The sequence below is a fragment of the Vibrio sp. HDW18 genome, from assembly GCF_011306175.1.
Taxonomy (GTDB): Bacteria; Pseudomonadota; Gammaproteobacteria; order Enterobacterales; family Vibrionaceae; genus Vibrio; species Vibrio chanodichtyis.
The window spans coordinates 521,678-547,891 of record NZ_CP049913.1 but is presented as its reverse complement, the minus strand read 5'-3'; the positions used below and the strand labels follow the sequence as shown (position 1 = coordinate 547,891).

The following is a 26,214-nucleotide window of genomic DNA, read 5'->3' as shown; positions in this document are numbered from 1 at the left end:
GCGATGAATCGTGAGCGACGATAAGCATAAAGATAAAAGGGAATACTATGAAAAAGCTAGCGGCAATTATTTCAGCGACGTTATTTCTGGCCTCTTCTGCAGCAGTAGCAGAAGTGTACATTGGAGGTAAAGTCGGTAAATCTTGGTTAGACGATGCCTGTTTGACTGGGCAGCCTTGCGATGATACAGGTAAAGTCTTTGGTGCTCTTTTAGGTTACCAAGCGAATCCATGGTTATCGATTGAAGCGGGCTATGATTATTTAGGTAAATTCACTGCAGCAGGATTGAATGATGATAAGGTTACCGCGATAACATTAGCCCCTAAATTGAGTATTCCTCTTGCTGGCGGATTTGCTTTGTACGGCAAAGTTGGGGGTGCTTTTGTGGATTATGGTAACAAAGACGATTACTCCTACCTTGGTGCTGCTGGTGTCGAATTTAATGCCAACAATAATGTCAGTTTTCGATTTGAATACCAAAATATTACAGACATCAACAATGACCTAGTACGTGCCAGTATGTCTAATGGCACGGTCGGTGTGGTGTATAAATTTGGTGGCAGTGAACAGCCTGCTCCGGTGGTTGAGGCGCGTCCGGCCGAACCAGCTCCTGTGGAAAAAGTTGCGGTGACCAAAACCTTTACTTTCCAACGCCTTGATAGTAGCAGTACCTTTGCTAGCGATAGCGCCGAGTTAAAACCGGATGTGATGCCAAAACTGGATAAAGTGGTTGGTTATCTCAACGAGTACCCACAGGCAAAAGTAGAAGTTGTTGGGCATACTGACTCCACGGCTTCAGAGGCTTATAACCAAAAACTCTCTGAGCGTCGCGCACAATCGGTTGCTAAGGCATTAGAAACCAAAGGTATTGCAGAGTCTCGGATTACCGCAAAAGGTGAAGGTGAGCTAAAACCGATCGCGACTAACAAAACCGCTGAAGGTCGTCAGCAAAACCGTCGGGTTGAGTTGGTGATCCCTGAGTTTGAATATCAAGTGACCGAATAACGTTTCACTTCATCACTGATGTTGAATCAACAAAGGCCCGATTGGGCCTTTGTTTTTCTGGCTAGGCTAGCTTCAGTTTGGCTAACCTTTGTAAGGTAACCTGTTTATTTAAGGTCAATACTGTTTAAGCGGCCCATAAACACTAACAGTTCTAAGCAGTCTTGGTGTGCTGCCAGTAGTGCTTTTTTGGTTTTGGCATAAGCGGCGAGTTTGCCGTGCTTGTTGATGGAACACACGACGCTGCGAAAAACGCATCTATCTTGGTTGTCATACTCACGCCACGCTGCAATATAGCAGGTATCTCTCGCCTTTGGATCTTCAAGAGTGGGTCTGGGCTTATAGATAATTTTGGGCTCTAAGCTATGGGGTAAGCGCGTCATTAAATAAGGATCTTTGAGGATTTGCCGCCAAAACTTGCCCCACATTGCTAAGCCGAGTTGATTACGCAGCACAATGGCTTTTTTCAGCCCTTTTTGTTCACCCAGCCGTATAAAACCGACCGAACGATGTAACACCGTGTCGTCCGGTGTATGAATATGAATTTTATAGGCAGTGTTGGCTCTGGAAATGAAACGATGACCCGTATTGGTCGATAAGTTACTTTTCGGCATGATCAATCAATATCAATAAAACTATTGATAGTAATAATAGAATCTTTTCGCTAGCACGAGAAGAAATGTGCAGCAGGAATGACCAAAGCTTGACATCCAAGCTTGTTTGTTCGGCTGCATTGCAAAGCTTGGTTACTAGGTTTAGCTATCCAGTAAAAAGTCCAGTCAGTTATGATTATCACTGGATGAGCTCGGTCGGATTAATTTGCGTGCGGCGGGTGATTAAGCATGAAGTGCCAGTTCGACACTTCATCAAATCGCTTATCGCTGTTTATGCATCACATCGCCAATTTGAATGCTGTAAGCAAGTTCAGGCTGATCAATAGTCACTTCCGCTTCATGTTCATAGACGCGAGAGACGGTTAAGCTAATCTCACTTTGAGTCACTTTATTACGCGGTAATCCTTGCTGATCAATAAAGGCACCAGTATGCCACAGGCTAAGTTTATCTCCGGTCTTGACCCCGTGGATCCGTCCGAGATCAATAGTGGCAGTGCTACCAAACTTAGCAATAATTTGCGGTAAGGTTATTTTGCAGGAAATTTCAGATTCCAGATCAAGCATGATATTGCGGCTAACACGCAGCATCATTTCACCATAGGTCGATGCCCAGAAGCGCGCACTGCGCGTATCAATTTGGCTGGTTTTAGGAAATGGCCAACGCGCCACCTCACGGTAAGTACGGCTCATCACTTCATTACCGGTTTTGCCATCAAATACACTCAGTTGCATGGCAAACTGGCGATTGATGATGTCATCTTGCAAGGTTTTCTGCTCGATGGTGGCGGTTAAATCATTGATCACTCCACCAATAATGTATTGTGCACCGGCATCTTGAGCGATCATCTTGATCCGATCTGGCGCCTTAGGGTCAATATCGTATTGGGTGGTGCCAACTGAAACAAAACTGCGAGACTCTTGTTCTAAGCGGCGATTGATCACTTGAGCAAAATCATCGCCGACTTGATAAATTTGTCCCATTACCGCTTGTTGGGGTGAGGCGAGATCAATATTGCCGATTAGCATGGTTTTTTTGTATTGCTCAATATGGCAAGCGTTTGCCGATGGGTAAATATCAATTCGAGCACGGACATACATCACGTTTTTGATGGTTTTACGCTCTTCTATCTGGATATAGCGCACTTCATGATTAGAGAATAAATACTCTTTACGTTCTGATTCTAAAAGCGGCATTAAATTGCTGATACTGCCAATATCTGCCCCGGCAAAATTTACCGCCTTATACAGTGCATCTTCTAATGCGTGTAAACGCGCCACCTCTTTGGAAGAGACGATGGCGGCAGAGCCTGTCACCTCATACCATGCAGCATAGGCAGGTTGTAGATAAAGGCTTAGCCAAAGCATTGAAATTATGCATAAAATATTTTTTTTCATCGTAACTTCCCAAGTGGGTATAAATTTTGCTTTTCAAATCCTAACTGATGTAGGCATTGCTGTTCTGAATAATACCGATTGAGAAAAGCAAGGAGCGTTCCAGTTTAATCGAGTGAGAGGCTGAAATGCGCGCCATAGTATATCTGGAGATGAATAAAATGAAAAAATGGCTTTCCTTAGTACCGGTAGTTTTATTAACTTCGTGTGCCTATGCCCCAGTTTATAACGGCAAAGAGCCATACAATGGTTCACAGTTCATGTTGATGGAGAGTCCACGCCATACCTTGGATTTCTTTGTTGAGAGCTTGACCGAAGATTTGATGCTCTCCAATACCAGCATCACTGCTCGTACCCCGATTGCCGTGACTTCATTTGTCGATTTACAAAATATGGATACCACCAACTGGTTGGGTAATTCGGTTTCTGAAGGGTTTATTCATCAATTTCAGCGACGTGGATTTAAAGTGGTTGATTTTAAAACCACCGGTTCGATCCAAGTGACCCAGCAAGGTGATTTTGCCTTTAGCCGCGATTGGAAAGATCTGTCCCAAGAGCAAGAAGTGCAATATGTGCTCACCGGAACCATGCTCCGACAAGAAGGTGGGGTAATGGTTAATGCTCGTGTAGTTGGGATGCAATCGCGAATTGTGGTGGCAACAGCGCAAGGCTTTTTGCCGGCAGATCGGATTGGGCGAGACTTAGATACTCTCAATAGTATTCGCACTCAAGATGGTGTGTTGATCCGCTCTGATCCCACCATTACTCAACCTTATACGGTTATTCTGCGTCCATAGGAGCTGAGCAATGAAATCGAGTCTATTTCTGCTGATCGCAGTGGTGATGATGGTGGGATGCCAACCGTTGCAAACCATGCGTCCTGACGATTGGTTAAGTGCGGTTGGCTATGCCAGCATTAGTGAGCAAAAAGGTCGCAATGATGAAGAGAAACAAGTGCGAGCGATGCGTGCTTCAAAAATCGATGCATACCGTGAACTGGCCGAACAAGTATATGGTATGCGAGTCAGTGGCCGTGCTGAGTTACAAGATCAGCGGCTCGGTACTGAATTGACTGCTGGGGCGGTGGATGGGGTGATCCGTGGGGCGGAAGTGATCCGCAGCTATAAAGTCGGTGACAGCTATGTCACTGAACTGCGTCTCGACATCCGTAAGATGGATAAGATGCGCAATTATGGTGAAGTTCAACAGGTTCCAGAAAAGCGTCAAATGACCTTGTTTTAAACGGTATTCTTGCGTCAATCCCATCAAAAAAGCGGCAATGATTGCCGCTTTTGCTTTATCTGTTCTCTTGACTTACCACGCTGGATTGACCACTTTGTGGCGAGGGATATTAGGCTTTGATATTGGTGCCTAATGTTGAAATCGTGTGGGTTTTACCGGTAGCACTATAAGTCATTCCGATTTTGCCATGGCTTTGCTGCATCATATTATTCAACTTATTAAAGCTCAGCTGCGCGCGAGCCAAAGCATCACCATTAATTTGGTTCGCTTGTTGGCAATCAAGAATAATACGGCGGATTTCACTGACCAAGTCGCTGAGATAAACATCTTCAATCAGGCTCACGACATGTGGATGCTTAGCAATGCGTTGGTCAGTTTGTTGTAATTGATTGATCAAGGTGAGTTTGTGTTTCGCGATCGATTCGATATCAGCAGAAATTCGACGGGTAATCGCAATCTTTTCCGTTTCGAGCACCGCTACTAATTGCTGGGCATTTTTCAGTTGAAACTCGATTAAGTCTTTTAATACCGCCATTACCAGATTGCCTGTGGGTTACATCATCGATCATATCGTGGATCAGAAAAACGTTTATTAAAGCGTAAGGCTAAACTTTTAGGCTTAAAAATGATGCCATTTTTTAAAAAGCCATCAAATGGTTTTAAAAACTGCCGAGCTCTTTTTCAAATTTGATCATGTTATCTGCCAGTTTATCGGGATCCACTACATAGGAACCATTGGCGATCGCTTCTTTGATGGCGGCAACTTTAGCGCTATCAAAACTGGGTCTGGATGCCATCTCATGGTGCATTTCACCAATCGCTTTGCTTTGTAAGCTAAGCGATACCGCATCTTGCCCACTGACCGATGAGCGCAAGGTTGCACCGGATTGTGATGACGAGCTGCTGGCATCTGAAGAGCGCAGATGGGTACGGTTGGTCGTATTTAACGACTGTCCTGCACGAATGTTATCAATACCTGCCATAGATGAGCCTTTTCCATAAACTTTAATATGTACCATTAGTATCGACCACTGCGGTCAGAACTTTAGCGTTTTTTCACTCAATCAGCGCTTCATGATATGGTGCTGGTTGGTTAACGGATGTGATCCATCAAAATACCACGCTAACTTCGCCCACTGCGCTGACTTGTGCATCGATTATACGGTTAGATTTGTCATTTTTCACTTTTATCTGTTCGCCGACCACCCCATCTGCTAGCGCCGTGCCTTTAGTTGTGATCGACATACCAGATTTTCCTGCTCGAATCACAACGCTTTCATTACGACACACAATACAAACATCATTTTGTTCAATCACATCGCCGAGGCGAATATTTTTTTTAATTTTTGCACCAATCACGTTTTCTGGATTGGAAAAACCTTGCCGCCGGAAACGCAGCAGATCTACCATACTGACAGTGACATCGGAGGCGGCAATCATTTGTCCGCGTGTCAGTGGAGTGGCGGCGATGACCAGTGGAATGGTCATAGTTAAACGGACGGGCACATAAATGCGCCAATTATCGCTTTTGCATTCAACCAATACGGTGATATTGGCGGCGGATCCCTTGCTTGAAGAGGCATGGGTCGCGAGTGGTTCAGCACAATCGGTTGCGAATAAGCGATCGTCTAAATTGGCCGCATTAACCACTAATTCACCGTTAGAGGGCATATCAATGGTGTTCAACACGTGATTTTCCGCCGCTTGCCTGATGGCTAACAGTTGTTCAATGGTTGCAGAATTGGCCGCTAGACTAAAGAAAAACAGTATCAAGCCGATACCACTATAAAATATTTTATAGAAAGCTCTACACTGAGTTATGACATGCGAATGGATACCGATCTTTAGCAGCATTTTGTTTCTCTAGATTCTTCATAGCTTGTAGTAGACTATCACTTTTTTTGGGTAAAAGTTTAAGATGGAGATGAGCTCATGACGGGGATTCTGGATTCTGTGAATCAGCGTACACAACTGGTCGGGCAAAACCGATTGGAACTATTAACTTTCCGTCTGAACGGTCGTCAGCGCTACGGTATTAACGTTTTCAAAGTAAAAGAAGTCTTGCAATGCCCTCGATTGACCGTGATGCCTAATTTGCACCGTTTAGTGAAAGGGGTGGCGCATATCCGTGGTCAAACGGTTTCGGTGATTGATCTGAGTTTAGCGATCGGTGGTCGTCCAACGGTCGATGTGGCGAAAAGTTTTGTGGTGATTGCCGAATTTAACCGTACCATCCAAGCCTTCTTGGTTAGCTCGGTTGAGCGTATTATCAATATGCGGTGGGAAGCGATTTTGCCCCCGCCAGATGGTTCAGGTAAAGGTAACTATCTTACCGCGGTCACTAATATCGATAATGAGCTGGTGGAAATTATTGATGTAGAAAAGATCTTGGCGGAAATCGCGCCGGTTAATGAAGTGATGACCCAAGATATTGGCCAAGAAATCGCTGAAGTGGAACAAGAAAAGCCGATTGTACGCCGGATCTTGATTGCTGATGATTCTAGCGTGGCACGTAAGCAAGTTCAGCGCGCGATAGAATCGATCGGCTTTGAAGTGATTTCAACCAAAGATGGTAAAGATGCTTACGAAAAACTGTTGGAAATGAGCAGTAATGGTCCGATCCTCAGTCAAATCTCGTTGGTCATTTCAGATATTGAAATGCCGGAAATGGATGGCTATACCTTAACCGCTGAAATTCGTCGTCATAACGAGCTGAAAGATCTCTATGTCATTTTGCACTCTTCATTGAGTGGGGTGTTCAACCAAGCTATGGTTGAGAGAGTCGGGGCTAATGCATTTATTGCGAAATTTAATCCTGATGAGCTTGGTAATGCAGTGAAAGCTGCGCTAGTTAAATAATAAAAGAGAAATGAATGACCGCCATAACGATTAGCGACCAAGAGTATCGCGACTTTTGCCGATTTTTAGAATCTCAGTGCGGGATCGTGCTGGGTGATAGTAAGCAATATTTGGTACGAAGTCGTCTTAGTCCACTGGTCACCAAATTCAAGTTAGCTTCATTGTCTGATTTGCTGCGCGATGTGGTGAGTGGACGCAACCGCGACCTGCGAGTCGCGGCGGTCGATGCGATGACCACCAACGAGACCTTATGGTTTCGAGATGGCTACCCATTTACGGTATTAGCCGATAAATTGCTGCCGGAAATGGCGGCCAATAAACGACCGATCAAAATCTGGTCGGCAGCCAGTTCATCTGGCCAAGAGCCGTATTCGATGGCGATGACCATTTTGGAAGTGCAGCAAAAACGGCCGGGCTTGCTACCGAGCGTATCGATTACCGCTACCGATATTTCGACCAATATGCTGGATATGTGCCGCGCGGGTATTTATGACAATTTAGCGCTAGGGCGTGGTTTATCACCTGAGCGGCGGCGAGTCTTTTTCGAAGATACCAACGATGGCCGTATGAAGGTCAAAGATAACGTAAAACGATTGGTGAGTTTCCGATCGCAAAATTTAATGGAAAGTTATGCACTGTTGGGTAAATTTGACATTATTTTTTGCCGTAACGTACTGATTTATTTCTCGCCAGAGATGAAGTCAAAAGTACTCAATCAGATGGCGGCGAGCTTAAATCCTGGCGGTTATTTGCTACTGGGCGCTTCGGAGTCTCTGACTGGTTTAACGGATAAATTTGAGATGGTGCGTTGTAACCCCGGAATTATCTACAAACTCAAATAATCAATCGTTAATCGCTCATTTGGCCCAGCATGCGCTGGGCTTTTTTGTACTTAAAGCCAAGCGATGAGTACGATGATCAGCAATGTGACTTGGCATTCACGGCTCGCGACTGAATGGTTCTCGCTGAGTTTGGCCTAGAGTTTGCTTGCTCATCGGAAATTATGTGGTTGGTCGGTAACCACTGATGGGCATTGCTGAGCGGTTTTACGTGAGTGCTTTAAAGTTGGTACGCTAATTGCAAATAATCTGATTCATAACGGTCAGTTCTTATCGAAGAGGCAATATGGCTATTTCTTTTGGCAATGCTCTAGGCATTCACCAGCATACGGTGGGCGTGCGTGAGCGCAATTCGGAGCTAATGGCCACCAATATTGCGCAGGCCAATACGCCGGGCTTTAAAGCTAAGGGAATGGATTTCAAAAAAGCGTTGCAGGCGGCAAGCTCGGGGGCAAGTATCAACCTTAGCCGTACCGATGGTCGGCATATTCCTGCCTCTTCGACAATGAGTGGGGAAATTCTTTACCGTTTACCGACACAACCTGATACCGGTGATGGCAATACGGTCGATGTCGATCTAGAGCGTAATTTATTTATGCAAAACCAAATTCGTCATCAAGCATCATTGGATTTTCTTGGTAATAAATTCAAGAATTTAACCAAATCGATTAAGGGGGAGTAGTGAGATGAGCTTATTTAGCGTGTTTAACGTCACAGGATCTGCGATGAGTGCCGAAGCGGTACGTCTCAATACTACCTCTAGCAACCTGGCCAATGCCGATAGTATTAGCAGTTCTGCCAAACAGACGTATAAAGCTCGCCATGCGGTATTTGGTGCCGAGCTAAGTAAAGCGGGTTTTAAGCGTGATCCTAACGTGCCGGTTAAGGTGCTGGGGATCATCGAGAGTGGTAAACCGCTGGTGGCTGAATTCAATCCTGAGCATCCGTTAGCCAATGATGAAGGGTATATCTACAAGCCTAACGTCAATGTCATGGAGGAGATGGCGAACATGATTTCAGCGTCGCGCTCTTATCAAACTAACGTGCAGGTGGCCGATGCCAGTAAACAAATGCTGCTGCGTACGCTGCAGATGGGTCAATAAGGGTAAGGAGTTAACGTATGGCCGGAATCAATAATGTTGGTCAAAGCGGCTTGTCCTATATTGATCAGCTAAAAGCTCTACAAGAGCAGAAAAAATCTGATGAAACGACTGGGCAGAAAGCCCTCAAGCAAGAAGATTTTCTTTCTCTGCTAACCAAGCAGTTAGCTCAGCAAGATCCGTTTAAACCGGTTGGCAATGATCAAATGATTGCTCAAATGGCTTCGTTTGCCACGGTAGATGGGATTGGCAAGATGAACACTCAGTTTGAGAGTCTCAACTCGTCACTGACCTCTAACCAAGCGTTGCAAGCGTCATCACTGGTTGGGCGTGATGTGCTGGTGCCCGGTGCGGCAGGCATGAAAAGTGCTGAGGGTGGCATGGCGGCAATGGTTAAGCTGCCGCAATCTCTCGATAACTTGTTCATCCGAATTGAGAATGAAGCGGGTCAATTGGTACGCACCTTTGATGTCGGAGCCAAATCAGCTGGTGATAACCGGGTTGAATGGGATGGCAAAGATCAGAGCGGTAATCCATTGCCAAGCGGCAAATATAAAGTTAAAGCGTCGGGTTTGCTGGATGGAGCGAGTAAAGAGTTTGGTGTCTCCACCTATGCGAACGTTAACAGCGTGTTATTAGGTAAAGGCGATGGCAACGTTCTACTCAACCTCGCCGGTTTTGATGGCCCAGTTCGACTGGCTGAAGTCCTCGAAGTAGGCAAAGCGTGATAGCGCTAGCTAGATAGGAGAATTACTTATGTCATATATCTCTCTTAGTGGTTTATCCGCCGCGCAGATGGATCTAAATACCACCAGTAATAACATCGCCAACGCCAACACCTTTGGTTTTAAAGAGTCGCGTGCCGAATTTGGTGATGTCTATTCCACCTCGCTGTTTACCAATGCCAAGACGACCCCTGGACAAGGTGTGCAAGCATCCAAAGTGGCACAACAGTTTCACGAAGGCTCGAGTATTTACACCAATAATCCAATGGATTTGCGTATCTCTGGGACCGGTTTTTTTGCGGTCGCGAAAGATCGTCTAGTGCCACAGCAAAATGAATTGACCCGTAATGGCGCATTTCACCTAGACAAAAACAGTTACATGGTTACCGCCAATGATCAGTTTTTGCTCGGTTATGAAGTGAATCCAGATACTGGTGATGTGCTCTCTTATGAGACGAAACCGATCAATATTCCGCCTCAGTTTGGTAAACCCAAACAGACATCGAATATCGAATTAGGGGCTAACTTACCGGCTAACGGTGATCTTAAAGATCCCACCCTGTTTGACCCCACCGATCCAGAAACCTATAACCGGACCACTTCATCGACGATTTATGATTCAATGGGGCAACCCTATAAGCTGACCACTTATTACTTGAAAGATATGAATCAAGCTAATACGTGGCAAACGTACTACACGGTGACCGATAAAAGCGGTGAAAAACCGATTAATATCGTCGGTGGTGATGCGACAAGCCCTAGTGGCCATGTTGGGCACACCATGCGTTTTAACAATGATGGTACGTTGGCGAGCTTAAATAATGGTCAGCCGATTGTGAGTGAACCTCTAGGCAGTGGTGAAAATCCTGTTGACTTAAATGGTGCCGATCCAACGCAAGCCTTGTCGTTTAAATTGGATACCGCAACGCAATTTGCCGCGCCCTTTGAGTTGACTAAATTTGATCAAGATGGCGCAACGACGGGCTTTCTGACTAAGATTGATTTTGACGAAAATGGTAGCGTACTGGCCACCTACTCAAATGGTGTGAATACCACTTTAGGCCGTGTCGCCTTGGTGCGGGTGGCCAATGAGCAGGGACTGGACAAAAAAGGTGGCACCCAGTGGGATGCGACGCAGTTCTCTGGTGCTAAAATTTGGGGTGAATCTAACAAAGGTTCGTTTGGATCGATCAGTAATGGCTCATTAGAGCAGTCCAACATTGATATGACTCAAGAGCTGGTTGATTTGATTTCTGCCCAGCGTAACTTCCAAGCCAACTCACGCGCATTGGAAGTACATAACGGGCTACAGCAAAATATCCTACAGATCCGCTAATCGTTTCCAACCCCATTTTGCCGCGGCAAAGTGGGGTTGCCTCTTTGCCCTTATCGGGCGGCAATCGCCGCGATTGCACTGCTCCAAACCGCTATCTTACTGATCTATAAATTATAAATAATTGGCATGTTACTTGCTTTTGTATGCTCTAACTTACGATTTGGGAGCAGATTATGGACCGCGCATTGTTTTTAGCCATGAGTGGCGCAAAGCAAAATATGCAGGCGATGCAGTTACGAGCCAACAACCTTGCTAACGTTAGCACCACCGGTTTTCGTGCCGATTTAGCACAAGCTCGCTCAATGCAAGCTTACGGTGATGGGCTCCCAACTCGTGTATTCAGTATGACAGAGCGCCCTGGGCATAACTTTGCCCAAGGCAGTGTGATCACCACTGGGCGTGATTTAGATGTGACCATTCAAGGGCAAGGCTGGATTTCAGTGCTGGATAAAACCGGTAAAGAAGGGCTGACTCGCAACGGTAATTTGCGCATCGATGAAACCGGGTTATTGCTCAATGGCAATGGACATCCGGTATTAGGCGAAACAGGTGCCCCGATCTCATTACCCGTACCGCTCAACAAAGTGCAAATCGGTGGTGATGGTACGATTTCAGTCCGTCCACAAGGTGCGCCAGCAGAAGCAATGGAAGTGGTGGATCGGATCAAACTGGTGCGCATCAATGATCAATCACTGTTTAAAGATATCAATGGCTTGTTTCGTGCTACCGATCCCAATACTCAATTTGAAGCCGATGCCAGCGTGAAAATTCTGACCGGTGCGCTCGAAGGTAGCAATGTCAATGCGATTGGTGAAATGACCAGCCTGATCGATTTGCAGCGTCAGTTTGAAATGCAGGTCAAGATGATGAGCACCGCAGAAGAGATGGATAAATCTTCTGATTCACTGCTTCGTACCAGCTAATTTAAGTTAGGAGCCAAAGTATGCAACCTGCACTGTGGGTCAGTAAGACCGGCTTAGATGCCCAACAAACCAATATTGCCACGATCTCCAATAACCTCGCCAACGCCTCGACCGTAGGCTTTAAAAAAGGGCGTGCGGTATTTGAAGATCTGTTTTACCAAAACATTAACCAGCCAGGCGCACAATCTTCGCAAAACACTCGTTTGCCGAGTGGTTTGATGCTTGGGGCGGGTTCTAAGGTGGTGGCAACCCAAAAGGTGCACACCCATGGTAATGCGCAAACCACATCCAATAGTTTGGACATGATGATTGAGGGCGATGGCTTTTTCCAAATCCTGATGCCCGATGGCAACATTGCTTATAGCCGCAATGGTCAGTTCACACTGGATGATGAAGGCGCGATCGTCACCTCCGGTGCCGGTTATCGTTTACAACCGGAAATCGTCATCCCAGAAGAGGCGATTTCGATCACCATTGGTAACGATGGTGAAGTTTCGGTCCGCGTACGTGGGCAGCAAGATAACCAAGTGCTTGGCCAAATTACCACGGTGGATTTTATTAACCCCGGTGGCTTAGAGCCGATTGGACAAAACCTTTATTTACCAACCGGAGCCAGTGGTGAGCCACAAGAAGGCGTGCCGGGATTAGATGGTTTGGGCGATATTCGTCAATCAATGTTGGAAACCTCCAATGTCAACGTTACCGAAGAGTTGGTCAACATGATTGAAGCGCAGCGAGTGTACGAGATGAACTCAAAAGTGATCTCAGCCGTCGATAAGATGATGAGTTTTGTTAACCAACAACTGTAATAGCTGATTGAAAGGGGCCCGCGATGAAACGTCTACTCGCTGTAAGCTTATTGATTTTGCTTTCTGGCTGCAGCTTAATTCAAGCGCCGATTGAGTCGTCTGAAACCATTCAAGGCACCACTACGGTGGATGCGGTGGAAGGCGATAAATCCGAAAGCAGCTCAGGCTTGACCGATGCACTGCGTAACCGCACCGATCCTGTGGCGGGCGATCCAGCATGGGCACCGATTTATCCCAAAGCGAAACCGGAGCACTATGCAGCCGAAACCGGATCTTTGTTTAATTTAGCCCGATCCAACAGTTTGTACGATGATTCAAAACCGCGCGGGATTGGCGATATTATTACCGTCAATTTGAATGAAAGTACCAAAGCGGCGAAAAGTGCTGATGCAGATCTGAAAAAGAAAAATGATGCCTCAATGGATCCACTTGCCGTCGGCGGCAGAGATTTAACCATTGGTGATTACAATTTTTCTTATGCGCTGAAAAATGATAATAAATTTTCAGGTAGTGCAGCGGCCAATCAAAGTAACAGCATGTCGGGTTCGATTACCGTTGAAGTGATTGAAGTGCTTGCTAACGGTAACCTAGTGATCCGTGGTGAAAAATGGCTCACGTTGAACACTGGCGATGAATATATCCGCTTAAGTGGCACTATTCGTCCGGACGATATTGAATTTGATAATACGATTGCTTCTAACCGAATTTCTAACGCGCGGATCCAATATTCGGGGACCGGAACCAATCAAGATATGCAAGAACCTGGATTCTTGGCACGATTTTTTAATGTGTCTTTATAAGTCGCGCCGCTGGACGAGTTTTTTGACAGCATAATGCACGGTGAGGCCTTTGGGCCTCATTGTTGTTTTTAAGAGTAAGGTTATCCGCCATGAAAAAATATACGATTTTATTGATGTTGCTGCTGGCTACCAGCGTACAAGCGGCACGGATCAAGGATGTCGCACAGGTTGCCGGGGTACGTAACAACCAACTGGTCGGATACGGCTTGGTCACCGGTTTGCCGGGTACGGGAGAGTCAACACCCTTTACTGATCAAAGCTTTAACGCGATGCTGCAAAATTTCGGCATTCAATTGCCACCCGGCACTAAGCCGAAAACCAAAAATGTTGCCGCGGTGATTGTGACGGCCGATTTACCCGCTTTTTCCAAACAAGGGCAAACCATTGATATCACTGTATCCTCGATTGGCTCTGCCAAGAGTTTACGCGGCGGCACCTTGATGCAAACCTTCCTTAAAGGTTTGGATGGGCAAGTATACGCCGTGGCGCAAGGTAATTTAGTGGTCAGTGGTTTTAGTGCCTCAGGTGCAGATGGTTCAAAAATCGTTGGTAATAATCCAACCGTGGGCATGATTTCCAGTGGTGCGATTGTCGAGCGTGAAATCCCTAATCCATTTGGCCGCGGAGATTACATCACCTTTAACCTGTTTGAGTCCGATTTCACAACGGCGCAGCGGTTAGCGGATGCCGTGAATCAATTTTTGGGGCCACAGATGGCTTCAGCGGTGGATGCCGCTTCGATCAAAGTGCGCGCGCCGCGCGATTTGAGCCAACGGGTGGCGTTTCTCTCCGCGATTGAGAACTTGGAATTTAATCCCGCTGAGAGCGCGGCGAAAATTATCGTTAACTCACGCACGGGCACCATAGTGGTTGGGCAAAATGTGCGCCTTAAATCGGCTGCGGTGACTCACGGTGGCATGACAGTGGCGATTAAAGAGAATCTTAATGTGAGTCAGCCCAATGCGTTGGCGGGTGGACAGACGGTAGTGGTGCCGAACACTGAAATCGAAGTCTCGGAGAGACAAGGTAAAATGTTTAAGCTTGAGCCGGGACTGACACTGGATGATTTAGTCCGAGCCGTCAATGAAGTCGGCGCAGCCCCTTCCGATTTAATGGCGATTTTACAAGCGTTAAAACAAGCCGGTGCGATTGAAGGTCAGTTGATCATTATTTAAGGATCCCATCATGATTAATAATTCCACTGATATTGGCTTTATTCACGATATCGCGAGTCTGGATAAATTGCGCCAACAGGCGGTGAATGGCGATCAAGCTGCTGAGCAATCGGCGTTAACGGCGGCGGCTCGCCAGTTTGAATCCATTTTCACTTCGATGATGCTGAAATCAATGCGTGAAGCGAATAGCGATTTTAAATCGGATCTGTTCGGTAGCCAGAATGAAGATTTGTATCAGCAAATGCTTGATGAGCAGATGGCAAGTGAGCTGAGTTCATCTGGCTCACTGGGCTTGGCTGATATGATTGTCGCTCAGCTCTCGGCAGGGCAAAGCGCGAGCGCTCAACGCGGTGAAGATGGCTTTCAGCAAGCCATGCGTCGTGTGGATCACGCCCGGCAAACCGCCAGTGCCACGCGTGATGAACTGCAGGTGGCGCAGGTTGATCGATTGGATAAAACGCAAGCTGTCGAATTAAGCCCAAGCGATACTCGCCAGTTATTTGTGACTAAACTGAAACCTTATGCCGATAAAGCGGCTCGGGTGCTTGGGGTCGATTCTTCGCTACTAATTGCGCAAGCGGCATTAGAAACCGGCTGGGGGCAAAAGATGGTCAAAAATGCCCGCGGTAATAGCAATAATCTGTTTAACATCAAGGCCGATCGTAGTTGGCAAGGTGATAAAGTCGCTACGCAAACCTTGGAATATCACAACCAGATCCCAGTGATGGAGAAAGCGGCTTTTCGCTCTTATTCCAGTTTGGATGCCAGCTTTAATGACTACGTGCGTTTTCTGGAAAGTAACCCACGTTACAGCCAAGCGCTGGCTCATGGCGGCAATAATGAGCGTTTTATTCACGGTATTCATCGTGCAGGCTATGCGACCGATCCTCAATACGCCGATAAAGTACTGCGTGTTAAAGCTCAAATCGATGATATGGATTTGCTATAACTCGCCGCTCGGAACGGTTTCGGCGGTGCTGCTTTATTATCCTTCCCTCCTCAATCACCACCAGTGGTGGTGATTGTTCCCCTGCTTTAAATCATTGCCATGCTGTGCTGATACCCCTCGCTTATTTAGCGTTGATTTTAAACATAAGCCACTATTTTTATTAGATTAAATCTCACATCATCAAGCTGGCATACATATTGCTAACACTGTTTAGATTCAGTGATTTTTACTGATTAATATCGGTTTTCGGGGGCAGTATGGCGTCTGATCTTCTGAATGTGGGTACGCAAAGCGTACTGACCGCTCAGAGACAACTCAATACCACAGGTCATAACATTTCTAATGTTAATACAGAGGGTTACAGCCGTCAGTCTGTACTCCAAGGGACCAATATGCCCCGCCAATATGGCGGTGAGACTTATGGTATGGGCGTACATGTGGAAAATGTTCGCCGCTCATGGGATCAGTTTGCCGTTAAAGAGCTGAACATGGCCTCGACCAACCATGCCTTCAAAAGCGATACCCAGCAAAATTTAGATATGTTGTCGAATTTGTTGTCATCGGTGGCATCGAAAAAAATTCCTGAAAACCTCAATGAATGGTTTGATTCGGTAAAAAGCTTGGCCGATTCCCCGAATGATTTGGGCAGCCGTAAAGTAGTATTGGAAAAAGCGCGGCTGATTTCGCAAAACCTGAATGACTTTCATGAAACGGTTCGTCAGCAAAAAGACATCACCAACAAAGGATTAGAAGTGGGCGTTGAGCGGATCAACCAGCTTGCTCTCGAAATTCGTGATTTACAGCGTTTGATGATGCGTGTCCCCGGTCCACATAACGATCTGATGGATAAGCATGAAAAAATGGTCGCCGAGTTGTCGCAATACACCAAAGTGACCGTGACGCCAAGAAAACAGGGTGAAGGTTTTAATATTCATATCGGCAATGGGCATACCCTAGTTTCTGGTACTGAAGCGAGCCAACTGAAAGTCATTGATGGTTTTCCCGACACTCAACAGCATCGTTTAGCCATGGTGGAAGGGCAGGCGCTCAAACCGATTTCAGCGCATGATATCGGCGGCAAAATGGAAGCCATTTTGGAGATGCGTGATGAGCACATTCCTTATCTGATGGACGAAATCGGTCGATTAGCACTCTCATTTTCCTATGAAGTGAACAGCTTACAAGCTCAAGGCCTGGATTTGCGCGGCAACATTGGTGAGCCTCTATTTAGTGGAGTTAACTCAGAGATCAGTGCCCGAGCTCGGGTGGTGACCAGCAGTGATTCGCGTGCCGATATGGCGGTGTTTATCGAGGATGTTAGCCAACTGAAAGGCGGCGAATACTCAATGCAGTATAACGGTAGCGACTTTGTCGTGACCTTGCCTTCGGGTGAACAAACGGTATTGCCGCTGGTAAAAGACAGCCTATATCTTGATGGCTTACGGGTTGAAGTGCGTAATCCACCACAAATTGGCGAGCGAATTTTAGTGCGTCCAACCCGCGATGGCGCGGCGGCCATTCGCTTAGCGACCGAAGATGCGACAAAAATTGCCGCTCAAAGCTTTGCAGCGTCGACCACTTTTGCCCACGGCAAAGCAAAGTTTACTATTCTGCAGAGCGGTGAGATGCGCGAATTTGAGGTAATTGTTTCACCGACCGGTGATCAGTTTGCGGTGACCGACACCAAAGGCAATCTTTTACTGCAACCACAACCTTATCCACCGACTGAGCCGGTAACGCTGCTGGGTACTACCTTTGAGTTGACCGCAGGCGCTTTGCCCAATGATAAATTCACTGGCAACCTAGTTCCATCGGAAGGTGATAACGGCAACTTGCGCAAAATGTACAATATTCAAACCGCGAAGCGGATGAATGATCACGAATCGACCATTATCGATCTGTACCATAACCTCAATACGGATGTGGGGCTAAAATTGGCCACTATGACCCGTTTAACCGATGTGGCAAATTTAGAAAAAGAGGCGGCACAATCGCGTATCGCTTCTATTTCCGGGGTTAATCTTGATGAAGAAGCGGCCAATATGATGAAGTTTCAGCAAGCCTATATGGCGTCATCGCGCATCATTCAAGCTTCCAATGATACCTTTAACACCATTTTGGCATTGCGATAGGGGGCTAGGTACATGTTGAATCGGATCTCTAGCTTTCACAACTATCAAGCGGTTCAGAACGATATTCGTCGTCAGGAATCGAAAGTTTTCAATAATCAGGCGCAATTGGCCTCGGGCAAAAAGTTGCTATCGGCCAGTGATAGTCCACTGGCGACCCATTACATCCAAAATGTGGGTCAGCAAGAAGAGCAATTACGTCAGTATCTAGATGCTATCGTGCTAGTGCGTAACCGCTTAGAGCATCAAGAGGTGATTATCTCCAATACCGAAGAGTTTTCCGACTCGGCTAAACGCAGCGTGATGGAGATGATCAATGGTTCATTATCACCTGAAGATCGTGTGGCACGCGCGCGAGTGTTACAGGAAATGGCCAATAATTTTCTAAACTTAGCCAATGTACAGGATGAATCGGGTAACTATATTTTTGCCGGAACCAAACCGAAAAATCAGCCCTTTTTCCGTGATAATCAAGGTAACGTCAGTTACACCGGTGATGATTATCAGCGCAAAATGAAGATCTCCAATAGCTTGGAAATTCCGTTTAACAATCCAGGCAGCCACGTATTTATGGAGATCCCCAATCCCTTTGGCAGCTATCAACCCAACTATGCTTTGCAAGAGGGATCTGAGCTGTTGTTAGAGCGTGCGATTAACCGTGATCCTGCTGACAGCTCAGTGTACCAAGTTACTTTCGTCGAGATGGCGCAAGGTCAACACGGTTATCAATTAGAGCGTGATGGCAGCGTGGTGCAAGCGGGTGAATTTGATCCGCAACACGGTATTCAGTTTGAAGATCTCCATATTCAGTTTAAAGGGCAGATCACCAAAGGCGACAGCATTGCGCTGAATCCGCGCAGCACTTTTAGCGTATTTGATACGTTTCGTGATGCAATCCGTTATGCCAAGGGTTCGGTTTCGGATGCCTCCAATACTGCTCAACTGCATCAAGTGGTTGAAGAGTTTCATACTGCGTTTATTCATCTGAATAAAACCAGAACCGATCTTGGCGCTCGACTCAGTACGCTGGATATTCAGGCTGAGCAACATGAAGATTTTAAAATTAGCCTCGCTAAATCGAAAAGCGCATTTGAAGATTTAGATTATGCCCATGCCGTGATTGACTTTAATCAGAATTCACGAGCGTTGGAGGCATCGCAAAAAGCATTTGGTAAAACTAAAGATCTCACCTTGTTTAACTATATCTAACACCGTTTAACGGTCGCTAACCTTCAATGCCTTATGTGCTTTAGCCATATGAGCGAAGTGAGTGAAGTTAAAGCAGTGCAGTAAAAAACAGTGAAGTGAAAAAGTGGCGCGAAAACGGCTTTGTCATCAGCCTGATGAAAAGTTGGTTGGGCCAATCAAAGCGGCAAGTGAGCGGCAAAAAGTGTTGCCAGAAGAATAAGTGGCTGATTTAAGGTGGTTATCTTAACTAGAGCTAATGGTTAACCAATTGAAATTTAAGTATTTTTGTCTAGGGTTTTGATTGGTTAAAAAGTTGGCACACTAATTGAATAAGATATAGCAGTTGTTGTAACCGGTTTTTAAATCCGCCGTTAGGCAGATTTGGCAAGTTATTTACGGTCAGTGCTTCCAAGAGAGACCCAAGCTGACCGCTTCGCAAATGAGCTTGCGAACTCGATAGGAGAGCAAACTATGACCATTAACGTAAATACCAACGTGTCGGCAATGACCGCACAACGTTACCTGACGAAAGCGACTGGCGATCTCAATACCTCCATGGAACGTCTATCATCCGGTAATCGTATTAACAGTGCCAAAGATGACGCGGCAGGCTTGCAGATTTCAAACCGTTTAACGGCGCAATCTCGTGGCTTGGATGTGGCAATGCGTAACGCCAACGATGGTATTTCGATTGCTCAAACCGCAGAAGGTGCGATGAATGAATCGACCAGTATTTTGCAACGTATTCGTGACTTAGCATTGCAGTCAGCCAATGGCACCAACTCGCCTTCTGAGCGTCAAGCGCTCAATGAGGAGTCGACTGCACTGCAGGATGAGTTAAACCGTATCGCTGAAACGACCTCATTCGGTGGTCGTAAATTGCTGAATGGCTCGTTTGGCGAGGCTTCTTTCCAAATCGGCTCTAGCTCAGGTGAAGCGATCATTATGGGACTGAGCAGTGTACGTGCGGATGATTTCCGCATGGGCGGCCAGACCTTTATCGCCGATCAAGCTAAAACCAAAGAGTGGGGTGTGCCGACCGATCTTTTCGATCTCAAGTTTGAGTTTACGAAGAAAGATGGTGAGGTCGTGGCGTTGGATATCATCGCCAAAGAGGGCGATGACATTGAAGAATTGGCGACTTATATCAATGGCCAAACAGATTTGATCAAAGCCTCGGTTGATCAAGATGGCAAATTACAACTTTTTGTGGCCGAGCCCAATATTGAAGGTGATTTGACGATTTCTGGTGGTTTAGCCACTGAACTCGGTCTTAATGGTGGCCCTGGTACTAATGTTACCGTGCAAAATATTGATATTACTACCGTCGGTGGTTCACAAAATGCGGTGGGCATTATCGATGCAGCGCTGAAATATGTCGATTCACAGCGTGCGGATCTCGGTGCCAAGCAGAACCGACTCAGTCACAGTATCAGTAACTTATCCAATATTCAGGAGAATGTGGAAGCTTCGAAAAGTCGGATTAAAGATACCGATTTTGCTAAGGAGACCACGCAACTGACTAAATCTCAAATTCTGCAACAGGCGGGAACCTCGATTCTGGCCCAAGCAAAACAGTTGCCAAACTCTGCCATCTCGTTATTGCAGTAGTTTTGAGGACCTTCATTAATCAGCTCAGACGTGGGTATATAATGAAGGGACTTTGGCAAGGCATGGTTATGCGACGTTAGCTGAGCTCTCTCACTTACTGCTCAATTCACGTAACATAATTATGTCCCCTTAATGGTTAGCCTAGATGTGTTCATTTCTCTTGATCTCCACATTGGCGATGGCGACCAGCAAATAGCCCCCGTTCTCTCAAAGGAAAGGGGCTTTTTCTTTTCGGTTTTTCACGCTTTACCCATCACTGATCTTACTCTGTCCCTTGATTTTCCTTACCTTCGGCCATTTGGTGTAAAACTTGAGCTTTTTTGGATGAGATCTATCCAATTTGAGGCTTACCTCTCAGATTGAATGAATATCAACTGATTTACGCTCAAAATTTATCTTTTTACTAAAGGATTGATTTCACTAGTCGCTAATAGAAGTAACTTTGAGAGAACTGCTTGGTTTACCGAGACGTCGGAAACCGTTTGGGAGTTCCGCTATGCCGGAAAATCAACAGGAGATATTACTATGGCTGTGAATGTAAACACCAATGTGTCAGCGATGACAGCTCAACGCTACTTGAGCAGTGCAACTAACGCACAACAGGCGTCAATGGAACGTCTATCATCAGGATACAAAATTAACAGCGCCAAAGATGATGCTGCAGGGATGCAGATCTCTAACCGTTTGAATGTACAAAGTCGAGGCTTAGATGTTGCGGTACGTAACGCCAACGATGGTATTTCGATGGCGCAAACTGCAGAAGGGGCGATGAATGAGACCACCAATATTCTGCAACGTATGCGTGATCTCTCTTTGCAATCAGCCAATGGTTCGAACTCAAAATCAGAGCGTGTGGCGATTCAAGAAGAAGTGACAGCTTTGAATGATGAGCTGAACCGGATTGCGGAAACCACCTCTTTTGGTGGTAATAAACTGCTCAATGGCTCTTTTGCTACCAAATCTTTCCAAATAGGTGCCGATAGCGGCGAAGCGGTAATGCTCAATATCAAAGATATGCGCAGCGATAACACCTTGATGGGTGGTAAAGCTTATGAAGCAGCCAATGGCAAAGATAAAAGCTGGGGCGTTGAAGAGGGTAAAAATGATCTTGCCATCACTCTGACCGATAAGCGCGAAGGTGAGAAGACCATCACTATCACCGCTAAACAAGGCGATGATATTGAAGAGCTGGCGACGTATATTAACGGTCAAACCGATATGATCAAAGCATCGGTGGATGAAGCGGGCAAATTACAATTATTCACTGATAACAACAAAATTGACGGTGAGGCCACCTTTGGCGGTGCCCTTGCGACGGAATTAGAGATTGGTACTGCGAAAGATATGACCGTCAATACGCTCGATGTGACCACAGTCGGTGGTGCGCAAGAGAGTGTCGCGGTGGTCGATGCGGCGTTGAAATACGTGGATAGCCACCGTGCGGAATTGGGTGCTTTCCAAAACCGTTTCGGACATGCGATCAATAACTTAGACAACATTAACGAAAATGTGAATGCTTCTAAGAGCCGGATCAAAGATACCGATTTTGCCAAAGAGACGACAGCACTGACGAAATCACAAATTCTTTCTCAAGCATCCAGTTCAGTACTGGCTCAAGCGAAGCAAGCACCAAACTCAGCACTAGCACTGTTAGGCTAATTTGAGTGGTGGCAACCTTGATAGCAAAAAACCCAGCATTGGCTGGGTTTTTTATTAGCATAATCTTTGCGATCTATTTTTTGTTCTATCTTTTTACTCTTTACTTCGATCGATGCTAAGCCAATAAGCTGCAGCCAAGAGGGCTAGCAAAGAGGGAGCTACTTAAAACACGATTGATCAAGTGCTATCAACCTCAAGACGCAAGCTCTAAATAATATAAAGTGCAGATAAAACAAAACCTAGCCGAAGCTAGGTTTTGTTTATATGGTGCGGAAGAAGAGACTTGAACTCTTACACCTTGCGGCGCCAGAACCTAAATCTGGTGCGTCTACCAATTTCGCCACTTCCGCAAATTTTTAGTGATAATCCGATTGCTCGTATTATCGAAATAATGGCAGGTCTACCTGGATTCGAACCAGGGAATGGCGGCATCAAAAGCCGCTGCCTTACCGCTTGGCGATAGACCTGCAGAGTTGAATACATTTGGTGCGGAAGGAGGGACTTGAACCCTCACGTCCTAGGGACACTAACACCTGAAGCTAGCGCGTCTACCAATTCCGCCACCACCGCGTTAAATGCATCAAATTTTAAATGGTGGCTACGACGGGATTTGAACCTGTGACCCCATCATTATGAGTGATGTGCTCTAACCAGCTGAGCTACGTAGCCACTCTTAATCTTTTCAGATTGTTATATGGTGCGGAAGAAGAGACTTGAACTCTTACACCTTGCGGCGCCAGAACCTAAATCTGGTGCGTCTACCAATTTCGCCACTTCCGCAAATTTTAGTGATAATCCGATTGCTCGTATTATCGAAATAATGGCAGGTCTACCTGGATTCGAACCAGGGAATGGCGGCATCAAAAGCCGCTGCCTTACCGCTTGGCGATAGACCTGCAGTGATGATTCACATCATCGTAATATGGTGCGGAAGAAGAGACTTGAACTCTTACACCTTGCGGCGCCAGAACCTAAATCTGGTGCGTCTACCAATTTCGCCACTTCCGCAAATTTTTAGTGATAATCCGATTGCTCGTATTATCGAAATAATGGCAGGTCTACCTGGATTCGAACCAGGGAATGGCGGCATCAAAAGCCGCTGCCTTACCGCTTGGCGATAGACCTGCAGAGTTGAATACATTTGGTGCGGAAGGAGGGACTTGAACCCTCACGTCCTAGGGACACTAACACCTGAAGCTAGCGCGTCTACCAATTCCGCCACCACCGCGTTAAATGCATCAAATTTTAAATGGTGGCTACGACGGGATTTGAACCTGTGACCCCATCATTATGAGTGATGTGCTCTAACCAGCTGAGCTACGTAGCCATCTTTTCGAGCGAAAGACTATAATACAATCCCGCTCTGACTTCCAATGGTTTTTACCAACTTGAAAGTTAAATAAAAATGGCAGGTCTACCTGGATTCGAACCAGGGGATGGCGGCATCAAAAGCCGCTGCCTTACCGCTTGGCGATAGACCTGCAGTGATGATTAATATCATCAAATATGGTGCGGAAGAAGAGACTTGAACTCTTACACCTTGCGGCGCCAGAACCTAAATCTGGTGCGTCTACCAATTTCGCCACTTCCGCAAACTTGTTCCAACTTGATGCCTTTGGTGCGGAAGGAGGGACTTGAACCCTCACGTCCTAAGGACACTAACACCTGAAGCTAGCGCGTCTACCAATTCCGCCACCACCGCGTGTTCAAAGCATCAAATTGTCAAAATTTGGTGGCTACGACGGGATTTGAACCTGTGACCCCATCATTATGAGTGATGTGCTCTAACCAGCTGAGCTACGTAGCCTAATTTTCTCTCGCTGAGAAGGTTTTGCCTTATCGCTGAGAACGGAGCGCATTATGCGGATCTGACCTCGGAGCGTCAACAGTTTTTTTGAATAAATTCTTTGAAATTAACCGTTCGAGTTTTTTTTAAACAAAGAGGCGTGTTTATGATCAAAAACCATCAGCAAAACAACCAATTCATTACGCTGGATAGATCACAAAGATCATTTTTTATAGCGTATAAACAGCAAAAGCCAACACTTAGGTTGGCTTTTGCTTGAGCATTGCGTGAAATTTAAACGTTGAAGCGGAAGTGGATTACATCGCCATCTTTGACAATGTACTCTTTACCTTCCAAACGCCATTTCCCAGCCTCTTTGGCACCCGACTCACCGCTAAATTGGATGTAGTCATCATAACCAATCACTTCGGCGCGGATAAAGCCACGTTCAAAATCGGTGTGAATTTTACCTGCCGCTTGCGGTGCTGTTGCGCCAATAGGGATGGTCCATGCGCGTACTTCTTTCACACCCGCGGTGAAGTAGGTTTGCAGATTCAGTAAATCATAACCAGAGCGGATCACGCGGTTTAAGCCCGGCTCTTCAATGCCAAGATCGGCCAAAAACTCATCGCGTTCTTCTTCTTCCAGCTCAGACAGCTCTGCTTCGATAGCCGCGCACACCGCCACCACAGAAGAACCTTCTTGGGTGGCAAACTCGACCACGGCATCTAAGTAAGGGTTATTCTCAAAGCCATCTTCATTGACGTTAGCAATGTACATGGTCGGTTTGAGAGTGAGCAGATTGAGGTAACCGATCGCTTGCAGCTCCTCTTTGCTCAGAGCCACTGAGCGAGCCGATTCGCCCTCGCTGAGAACCGGTTGCAGTTTTTCTAGTACGGTGAGTTCAAATTTGGCTTCTTTGTCGCCACCTTTAGCGCGTTTCGCTTGACGTAAAATCGCACGATCACAGCTATCTAAGTCGGCTAAGGCCAGTTCAAGATTGATCACGGCAATGTCTTCCAGTGGCGATACTTTACCAGCCACATGGATGATATTTTCGTTTTCAAAGCAGCGCACTACGTGACCAATCGCATCGGTTTCGCGGATGTTTGCTAAGAATTTGTTGCCTAAGCCTTCCCCTTTTGATGCGCCCGCAACCAGACCTGCGATGTCAACAAACTCCATGGTTGTTGGCAAAATGCGTTCTGGTTTAACGATTGTGGCTAATGCATCTAGGCGAAGATCTGGCACCGGAACTACGCCGGTGTTTGGTTCGATAGTACAAAACGGAAAGTTGGCTGCTTCGATGCCCGCTTTGGTCAGCGCATTAAAAAGAGTTGATTTACCTACGTTTGGCAAACCGACGATGCCACATTTAAAACCCATGACTGTAACCTTATTCAGCTTTGAAAGTGTGTAAACGATTTTGTGCTTTGGTGATGCCATCCTTCAATAGGATTTCGAGGCAGCGAACCGATTCATCGACTGCCGCTTCAAGGCACTCCTGCTCTTTGGCGGGGGCTTTGCCTAACACATAACCTGCTACTTTATCTTTGTGTCCCGGATGACCAATGCCAAGCCGCAGACGATAGAATTCTTTGTTGTTGCCTAATTTGCTTATGGTGTCTTTGAGACCGTTATGGCCGCCATGTCCACCACCTTGCTTAAATTTAGCCACTCCTGGTGGCAAATCGAGCTCATCGTGGGCAACCATGATCTCTTCTGGTTTAATTTGATAAAAATTGGCCAGTGCCGCAATCGCTTTACCGGAGAGATTCATAAAGGTAGTTGGAATTAATACTCGTAATTCTTGCCCATTAATCAACATTCGCCCGGTCAGGCCAAAAAATTTCGCTTCATGCTTTAGGGGGACGTGATGAGCACGAGTGAGTTGTTCAACAACCCAAGCCCCCGCATTATGACGCGTTTTCGCGTATTCCGGCCCAGGATTGGCTAGTCCGACAAGCAGTTTGATTGGTTGACTCAAGGCTAAGATCTCTTCGGAAACTCAAAAGCGCAGTATGATAGCACACATCTTATTCAAGGTGCGAGTGAGCGTCTGTGGCAATAAAAAAGC

At 46.2% G+C, this 26,214-nt stretch carries 25 protein-coding genes and 14 tRNA genes; 18 read left to right on the top strand and 21 right to left on the bottom strand.

All coding sequences use genetic code 11. The annotated features are described in order from the left end of the window. The first annotated feature begins 47 nt into the window (after nucleotides 1-47). Nucleotides 48-1,004, top strand: coding sequence for an OmpA family protein (locus G7083_RS02620; RefSeq protein WP_166013450.1), 957 nt, complete (start codon nucleotides 48-50; stop codon nucleotides 1,002-1,004). Between the two features lie 104 nt (nucleotides 1,005-1,108). Here the strand turns inward: G7083_RS02620 and G7083_RS02615 are convergent, their stop codons facing one another. Together G7083_RS02615 and G7083_RS02610 are read right to left on the bottom strand one after the other, a co-directional pair. Beyond that, nucleotides 1,109-1,615: a Fe3+-citrate ABC transporter substrate-binding protein gene (locus tag G7083_RS02615; protein WP_166013449.1), complete on the bottom strand. Its 507-nt coding sequence runs from the start codon at nucleotides 1,613-1,615 to the stop codon at nucleotides 1,109-1,111. 261 nt (nucleotides 1,616-1,876) lie between these two features. Continuing rightward, complete coding sequence (locus tag G7083_RS02610; RefSeq protein WP_166013448.1) at nucleotides 1,877-3,010, bottom strand: flagellar assembly protein FlgT; 1,134 nt, start codon at nucleotides 3,008-3,010, stop codon at nucleotides 1,877-1,879. Nucleotides 3,011-3,168: 158 nt separating this feature from the next. Here G7083_RS02610 and G7083_RS02605 point away from each other — a divergent pair, with 158 nt between their 5' ends. Both G7083_RS02605 and flgP read left to right on the top strand, forming a co-directional pair. Then, on the top strand, nucleotides 3,169-3,804 hold the full coding sequence (locus G7083_RS02605) for a FlgO family outer membrane protein (protein WP_166013447.1): 636 nt from the start codon (nucleotides 3,169-3,171) through the stop codon (nucleotides 3,802-3,804). A 10-nt stretch (nucleotides 3,805-3,814) separates the two neighbouring features. Then, entirely contained in the window at nucleotides 3,815-4,249 is a 435-nt protein-coding gene (gene flgP, locus G7083_RS02600; protein WP_166013446.1) for a flagellar assembly lipoprotein FlgP, read from the top strand. Nucleotides 4,250-4,358: 109 nt separating this feature from the next. On the opposite strand, the gene flgN is transcribed toward flgP, so the two are convergent. The 3 genes from flgN to flgA all read right to left on the bottom strand — a co-directional run bounded on the left by flgN (nucleotide 4,359) and on the right by flgA (nucleotide 6,103). Then, complete coding sequence (gene flgN / locus G7083_RS02595; RefSeq protein ID WP_166013445.1) at nucleotides 4,359-4,784, bottom strand: flagellar export chaperone FlgN; 426 nt, start codon at nucleotides 4,782-4,784, stop codon at nucleotides 4,359-4,361. 124 nt (nucleotides 4,785-4,908) lie between these two features. Then, on the bottom strand, nucleotides 4,909-5,232 hold the full coding sequence (gene flgM / locus G7083_RS02590) for a flagellar biosynthesis anti-sigma factor FlgM (RefSeq protein WP_166013444.1): 324 nt from the start codon (nucleotides 5,230-5,232) through the stop codon (nucleotides 4,909-4,911). 127 nt (nucleotides 5,233-5,359) lie between these two features. Further along, nucleotides 5,360-6,103, bottom strand: a complete 744-nt coding sequence (flgA, locus tag G7083_RS02585; protein WP_166013443.1) for a flagellar basal body P-ring formation chaperone FlgA — start codon at nucleotides 6,101-6,103, stop codon at nucleotides 5,360-5,362. Between the two features lie 78 nt (nucleotides 6,104-6,181). On the opposite strand from flgA, the gene G7083_RS02580 reads away from it, so the two are divergent. The 15 genes from G7083_RS02580 (at nucleotide 6,182) to G7083_RS02510 (ending at nucleotide 22,351) form a co-directional block, all read left to right on the top strand. After that, nucleotides 6,182-7,108 carry a chemotaxis protein CheV gene (locus G7083_RS02580; RefSeq protein ID WP_166013442.1) on the top strand — a complete coding sequence of 309 codons (927 nt, stop codon included), beginning with the start codon at nucleotides 6,182-6,184 and terminating at the stop codon, nucleotides 7,106-7,108. Nucleotides 7,109-7,122: 14 nt separating this feature from the next. Further along, on the top strand, nucleotides 7,123-7,950 hold the full coding sequence (locus G7083_RS02575; RefSeq protein WP_166013441.1) for a protein-glutamate O-methyltransferase: 828 nt from the start codon (nucleotides 7,123-7,125) through the stop codon (nucleotides 7,948-7,950). A 283-nt stretch (nucleotides 7,951-8,233) separates the two neighbouring features. Beyond that, entirely contained in the window at nucleotides 8,234-8,629 is a 396-nt protein-coding gene (flgB, locus tag G7083_RS02570; protein ID WP_166013440.1) for a flagellar basal body rod protein FlgB, read from the top strand. Nucleotides 8,630-8,633: 4 nt separating this feature from the next. Then, entirely contained in the window at nucleotides 8,634-9,050 is a 417-nt protein-coding gene (gene flgC / locus G7083_RS02565) for a flagellar basal body rod protein FlgC (RefSeq protein WP_166013439.1), read from the top strand. A gap of 17 nt (nucleotides 9,051-9,067) precedes the next feature. Further along, nucleotides 9,068-9,775: a flagellar hook assembly protein FlgD gene (gene flgD / locus G7083_RS02560; protein WP_166013438.1), complete on the top strand. Its 708-nt coding sequence runs from the start codon at nucleotides 9,068-9,070 to the stop codon at nucleotides 9,773-9,775. Between the two features lie 28 nt (nucleotides 9,776-9,803). After that, a complete protein-coding gene (gene flgE / locus G7083_RS02555) occupies nucleotides 9,804-11,108 on the top strand; it encodes a flagellar hook protein FlgE (RefSeq protein ID WP_166013437.1) in 1,305 nt (434 codons plus the stop codon). Between the two features lie 173 nt (nucleotides 11,109-11,281). Next, nucleotides 11,282-12,031: a flagellar basal-body rod protein FlgF gene (flgF, locus tag G7083_RS02550; RefSeq protein ID WP_166013436.1), complete on the top strand. Its 750-nt coding sequence runs from the start codon at nucleotides 11,282-11,284 to the stop codon at nucleotides 12,029-12,031. Between the two features lie 20 nt (nucleotides 12,032-12,051). Continuing rightward, nucleotides 12,052-12,840, top strand: a complete 789-nt coding sequence (gene flgG, locus G7083_RS02545) for a flagellar basal-body rod protein FlgG (protein ID WP_166013435.1) — start codon at nucleotides 12,052-12,054, stop codon at nucleotides 12,838-12,840. A gap of 23 nt (nucleotides 12,841-12,863) precedes the next feature. After that, a complete protein-coding gene (flgH, locus tag G7083_RS02540; protein ID WP_166013434.1) occupies nucleotides 12,864-13,640 on the top strand; it encodes a flagellar basal body L-ring protein FlgH in 777 nt (258 codons plus the stop codon). Nucleotides 13,641-13,729: 89 nt separating this feature from the next. Then, a complete protein-coding gene (locus tag G7083_RS02535) occupies nucleotides 13,730-14,815 on the top strand; it encodes a flagellar basal body P-ring protein FlgI (RefSeq protein WP_166013433.1) in 1,086 nt (361 codons plus the stop codon). Between the two features lie 10 nt (nucleotides 14,816-14,825). Beyond that, nucleotides 14,826-15,764 (top strand): flagellar assembly peptidoglycan hydrolase FlgJ, encoded by a 939-nt coding sequence (flgJ, locus tag G7083_RS02530; RefSeq protein WP_166013432.1) that lies wholly within the window; start codon nucleotides 14,826-14,828, stop codon nucleotides 15,762-15,764. A 257-nt stretch (nucleotides 15,765-16,021) separates the two neighbouring features. Beyond that, nucleotides 16,022-17,896 carry a flagellar hook-associated protein FlgK gene (flgK, locus tag G7083_RS02525; protein ID WP_166013431.1) on the top strand — a complete coding sequence of 625 codons (1,875 nt, stop codon included), beginning with the start codon at nucleotides 16,022-16,024 and terminating at the stop codon, nucleotides 17,894-17,896. A gap of 12 nt (nucleotides 17,897-17,908) precedes the next feature. Beyond that, nucleotides 17,909-19,102 carry a flagellar hook-associated protein FlgL gene (flgL, locus tag G7083_RS02520; RefSeq protein WP_166013430.1) on the top strand — a complete coding sequence of 398 codons (1,194 nt, stop codon included), beginning with the start codon at nucleotides 17,909-17,911 and terminating at the stop codon, nucleotides 19,100-19,102. Between the two features lie 450 nt (nucleotides 19,103-19,552). Continuing rightward, nucleotides 19,553-20,692: a flagellin gene (locus G7083_RS02515; RefSeq protein ID WP_166013429.1), complete on the top strand. Its 1,140-nt coding sequence runs from the start codon at nucleotides 19,553-19,555 to the stop codon at nucleotides 20,690-20,692. A 525-nt stretch (nucleotides 20,693-21,217) separates the two neighbouring features. Further along, nucleotides 21,218-22,351 (top strand): flagellin, encoded by a 1,134-nt coding sequence (locus G7083_RS02510; protein WP_166013428.1) that lies wholly within the window; start codon nucleotides 21,218-21,220, stop codon nucleotides 22,349-22,351. Between the two features lie 265 nt (nucleotides 22,352-22,616). On the opposite strand, the gene G7083_RS02505 is transcribed toward G7083_RS02510, so the two are convergent. The 16 genes from G7083_RS02505 to pth form a co-directional block, all read right to left on the bottom strand. Then, nucleotides 22,617-22,701: transfer RNA gene (locus G7083_RS02505), tRNA-Leu, on the bottom strand. Between the two features lie 42 nt (nucleotides 22,702-22,743). Beyond that, nucleotides 22,744-22,818, bottom strand: a tRNA-Gln gene (locus tag G7083_RS02500). Nucleotides 22,819-22,835: 17 nt separating this feature from the next. Continuing rightward, nucleotides 22,836-22,921 (bottom strand) — tRNA-Leu (locus tag G7083_RS02495). Nucleotides 22,922-22,943: 22 nt separating this feature from the next. Next, a tRNA-Met gene (locus G7083_RS02490) sits at nucleotides 22,944-23,020 on the bottom strand. Nucleotides 23,021-23,046: 26 nt separating this feature from the next. Continuing rightward, a tRNA-Leu gene (locus G7083_RS02485) sits at nucleotides 23,047-23,131 on the bottom strand. Between the two features lie 41 nt (nucleotides 23,132-23,172). Continuing rightward, a tRNA-Gln gene (locus G7083_RS02480) sits at nucleotides 23,173-23,247 on the bottom strand. A gap of 27 nt (nucleotides 23,248-23,274) precedes the next feature. After that, nucleotides 23,275-23,359 (bottom strand) — tRNA-Leu (locus tag G7083_RS02475). A gap of 42 nt (nucleotides 23,360-23,401) precedes the next feature. Beyond that, nucleotides 23,402-23,476: transfer RNA gene (locus tag G7083_RS02470), tRNA-Gln, on the bottom strand. 17 nt (nucleotides 23,477-23,493) lie between these two features. Then, nucleotides 23,494-23,579 (bottom strand) — tRNA-Leu (locus tag G7083_RS02465). Nucleotides 23,580-23,601: 22 nt separating this feature from the next. Then, nucleotides 23,602-23,678: transfer RNA gene (locus G7083_RS02460), tRNA-Met, on the bottom strand. A 79-nt stretch (nucleotides 23,679-23,757) separates the two neighbouring features. Continuing rightward, nucleotides 23,758-23,832 (bottom strand) — tRNA-Gln (locus tag G7083_RS02455). Between the two features lie 26 nt (nucleotides 23,833-23,858). After that, nucleotides 23,859-23,943, bottom strand: a tRNA-Leu gene (locus G7083_RS02450). A gap of 24 nt (nucleotides 23,944-23,967) precedes the next feature. Then, nucleotides 23,968-24,053 (bottom strand) — tRNA-Leu (locus G7083_RS02445). A 28-nt stretch (nucleotides 24,054-24,081) separates the two neighbouring features. Next, nucleotides 24,082-24,158: transfer RNA gene (locus G7083_RS02440), tRNA-Met, on the bottom strand. 273 nt (nucleotides 24,159-24,431) lie between these two features. After that, the gene (gene ychF / locus G7083_RS02435) at nucleotides 24,432-25,523 is read right to left on the bottom strand and encodes a redox-regulated ATPase YchF (RefSeq protein ID WP_166013427.1); all 1,092 of its coding nucleotides are present in this window, start codon (nucleotides 25,521-25,523) and stop codon (nucleotides 24,432-24,434) included. Between the two features lie 10 nt (nucleotides 25,524-25,533). Next, entirely contained in the window at nucleotides 25,534-26,124 is a 591-nt protein-coding gene (gene pth, locus G7083_RS02430) for an aminoacyl-tRNA hydrolase (RefSeq protein WP_166013426.1), read from the bottom strand. Between the last annotated feature and the right edge of the window lie 90 nt (nucleotides 26,125-26,214).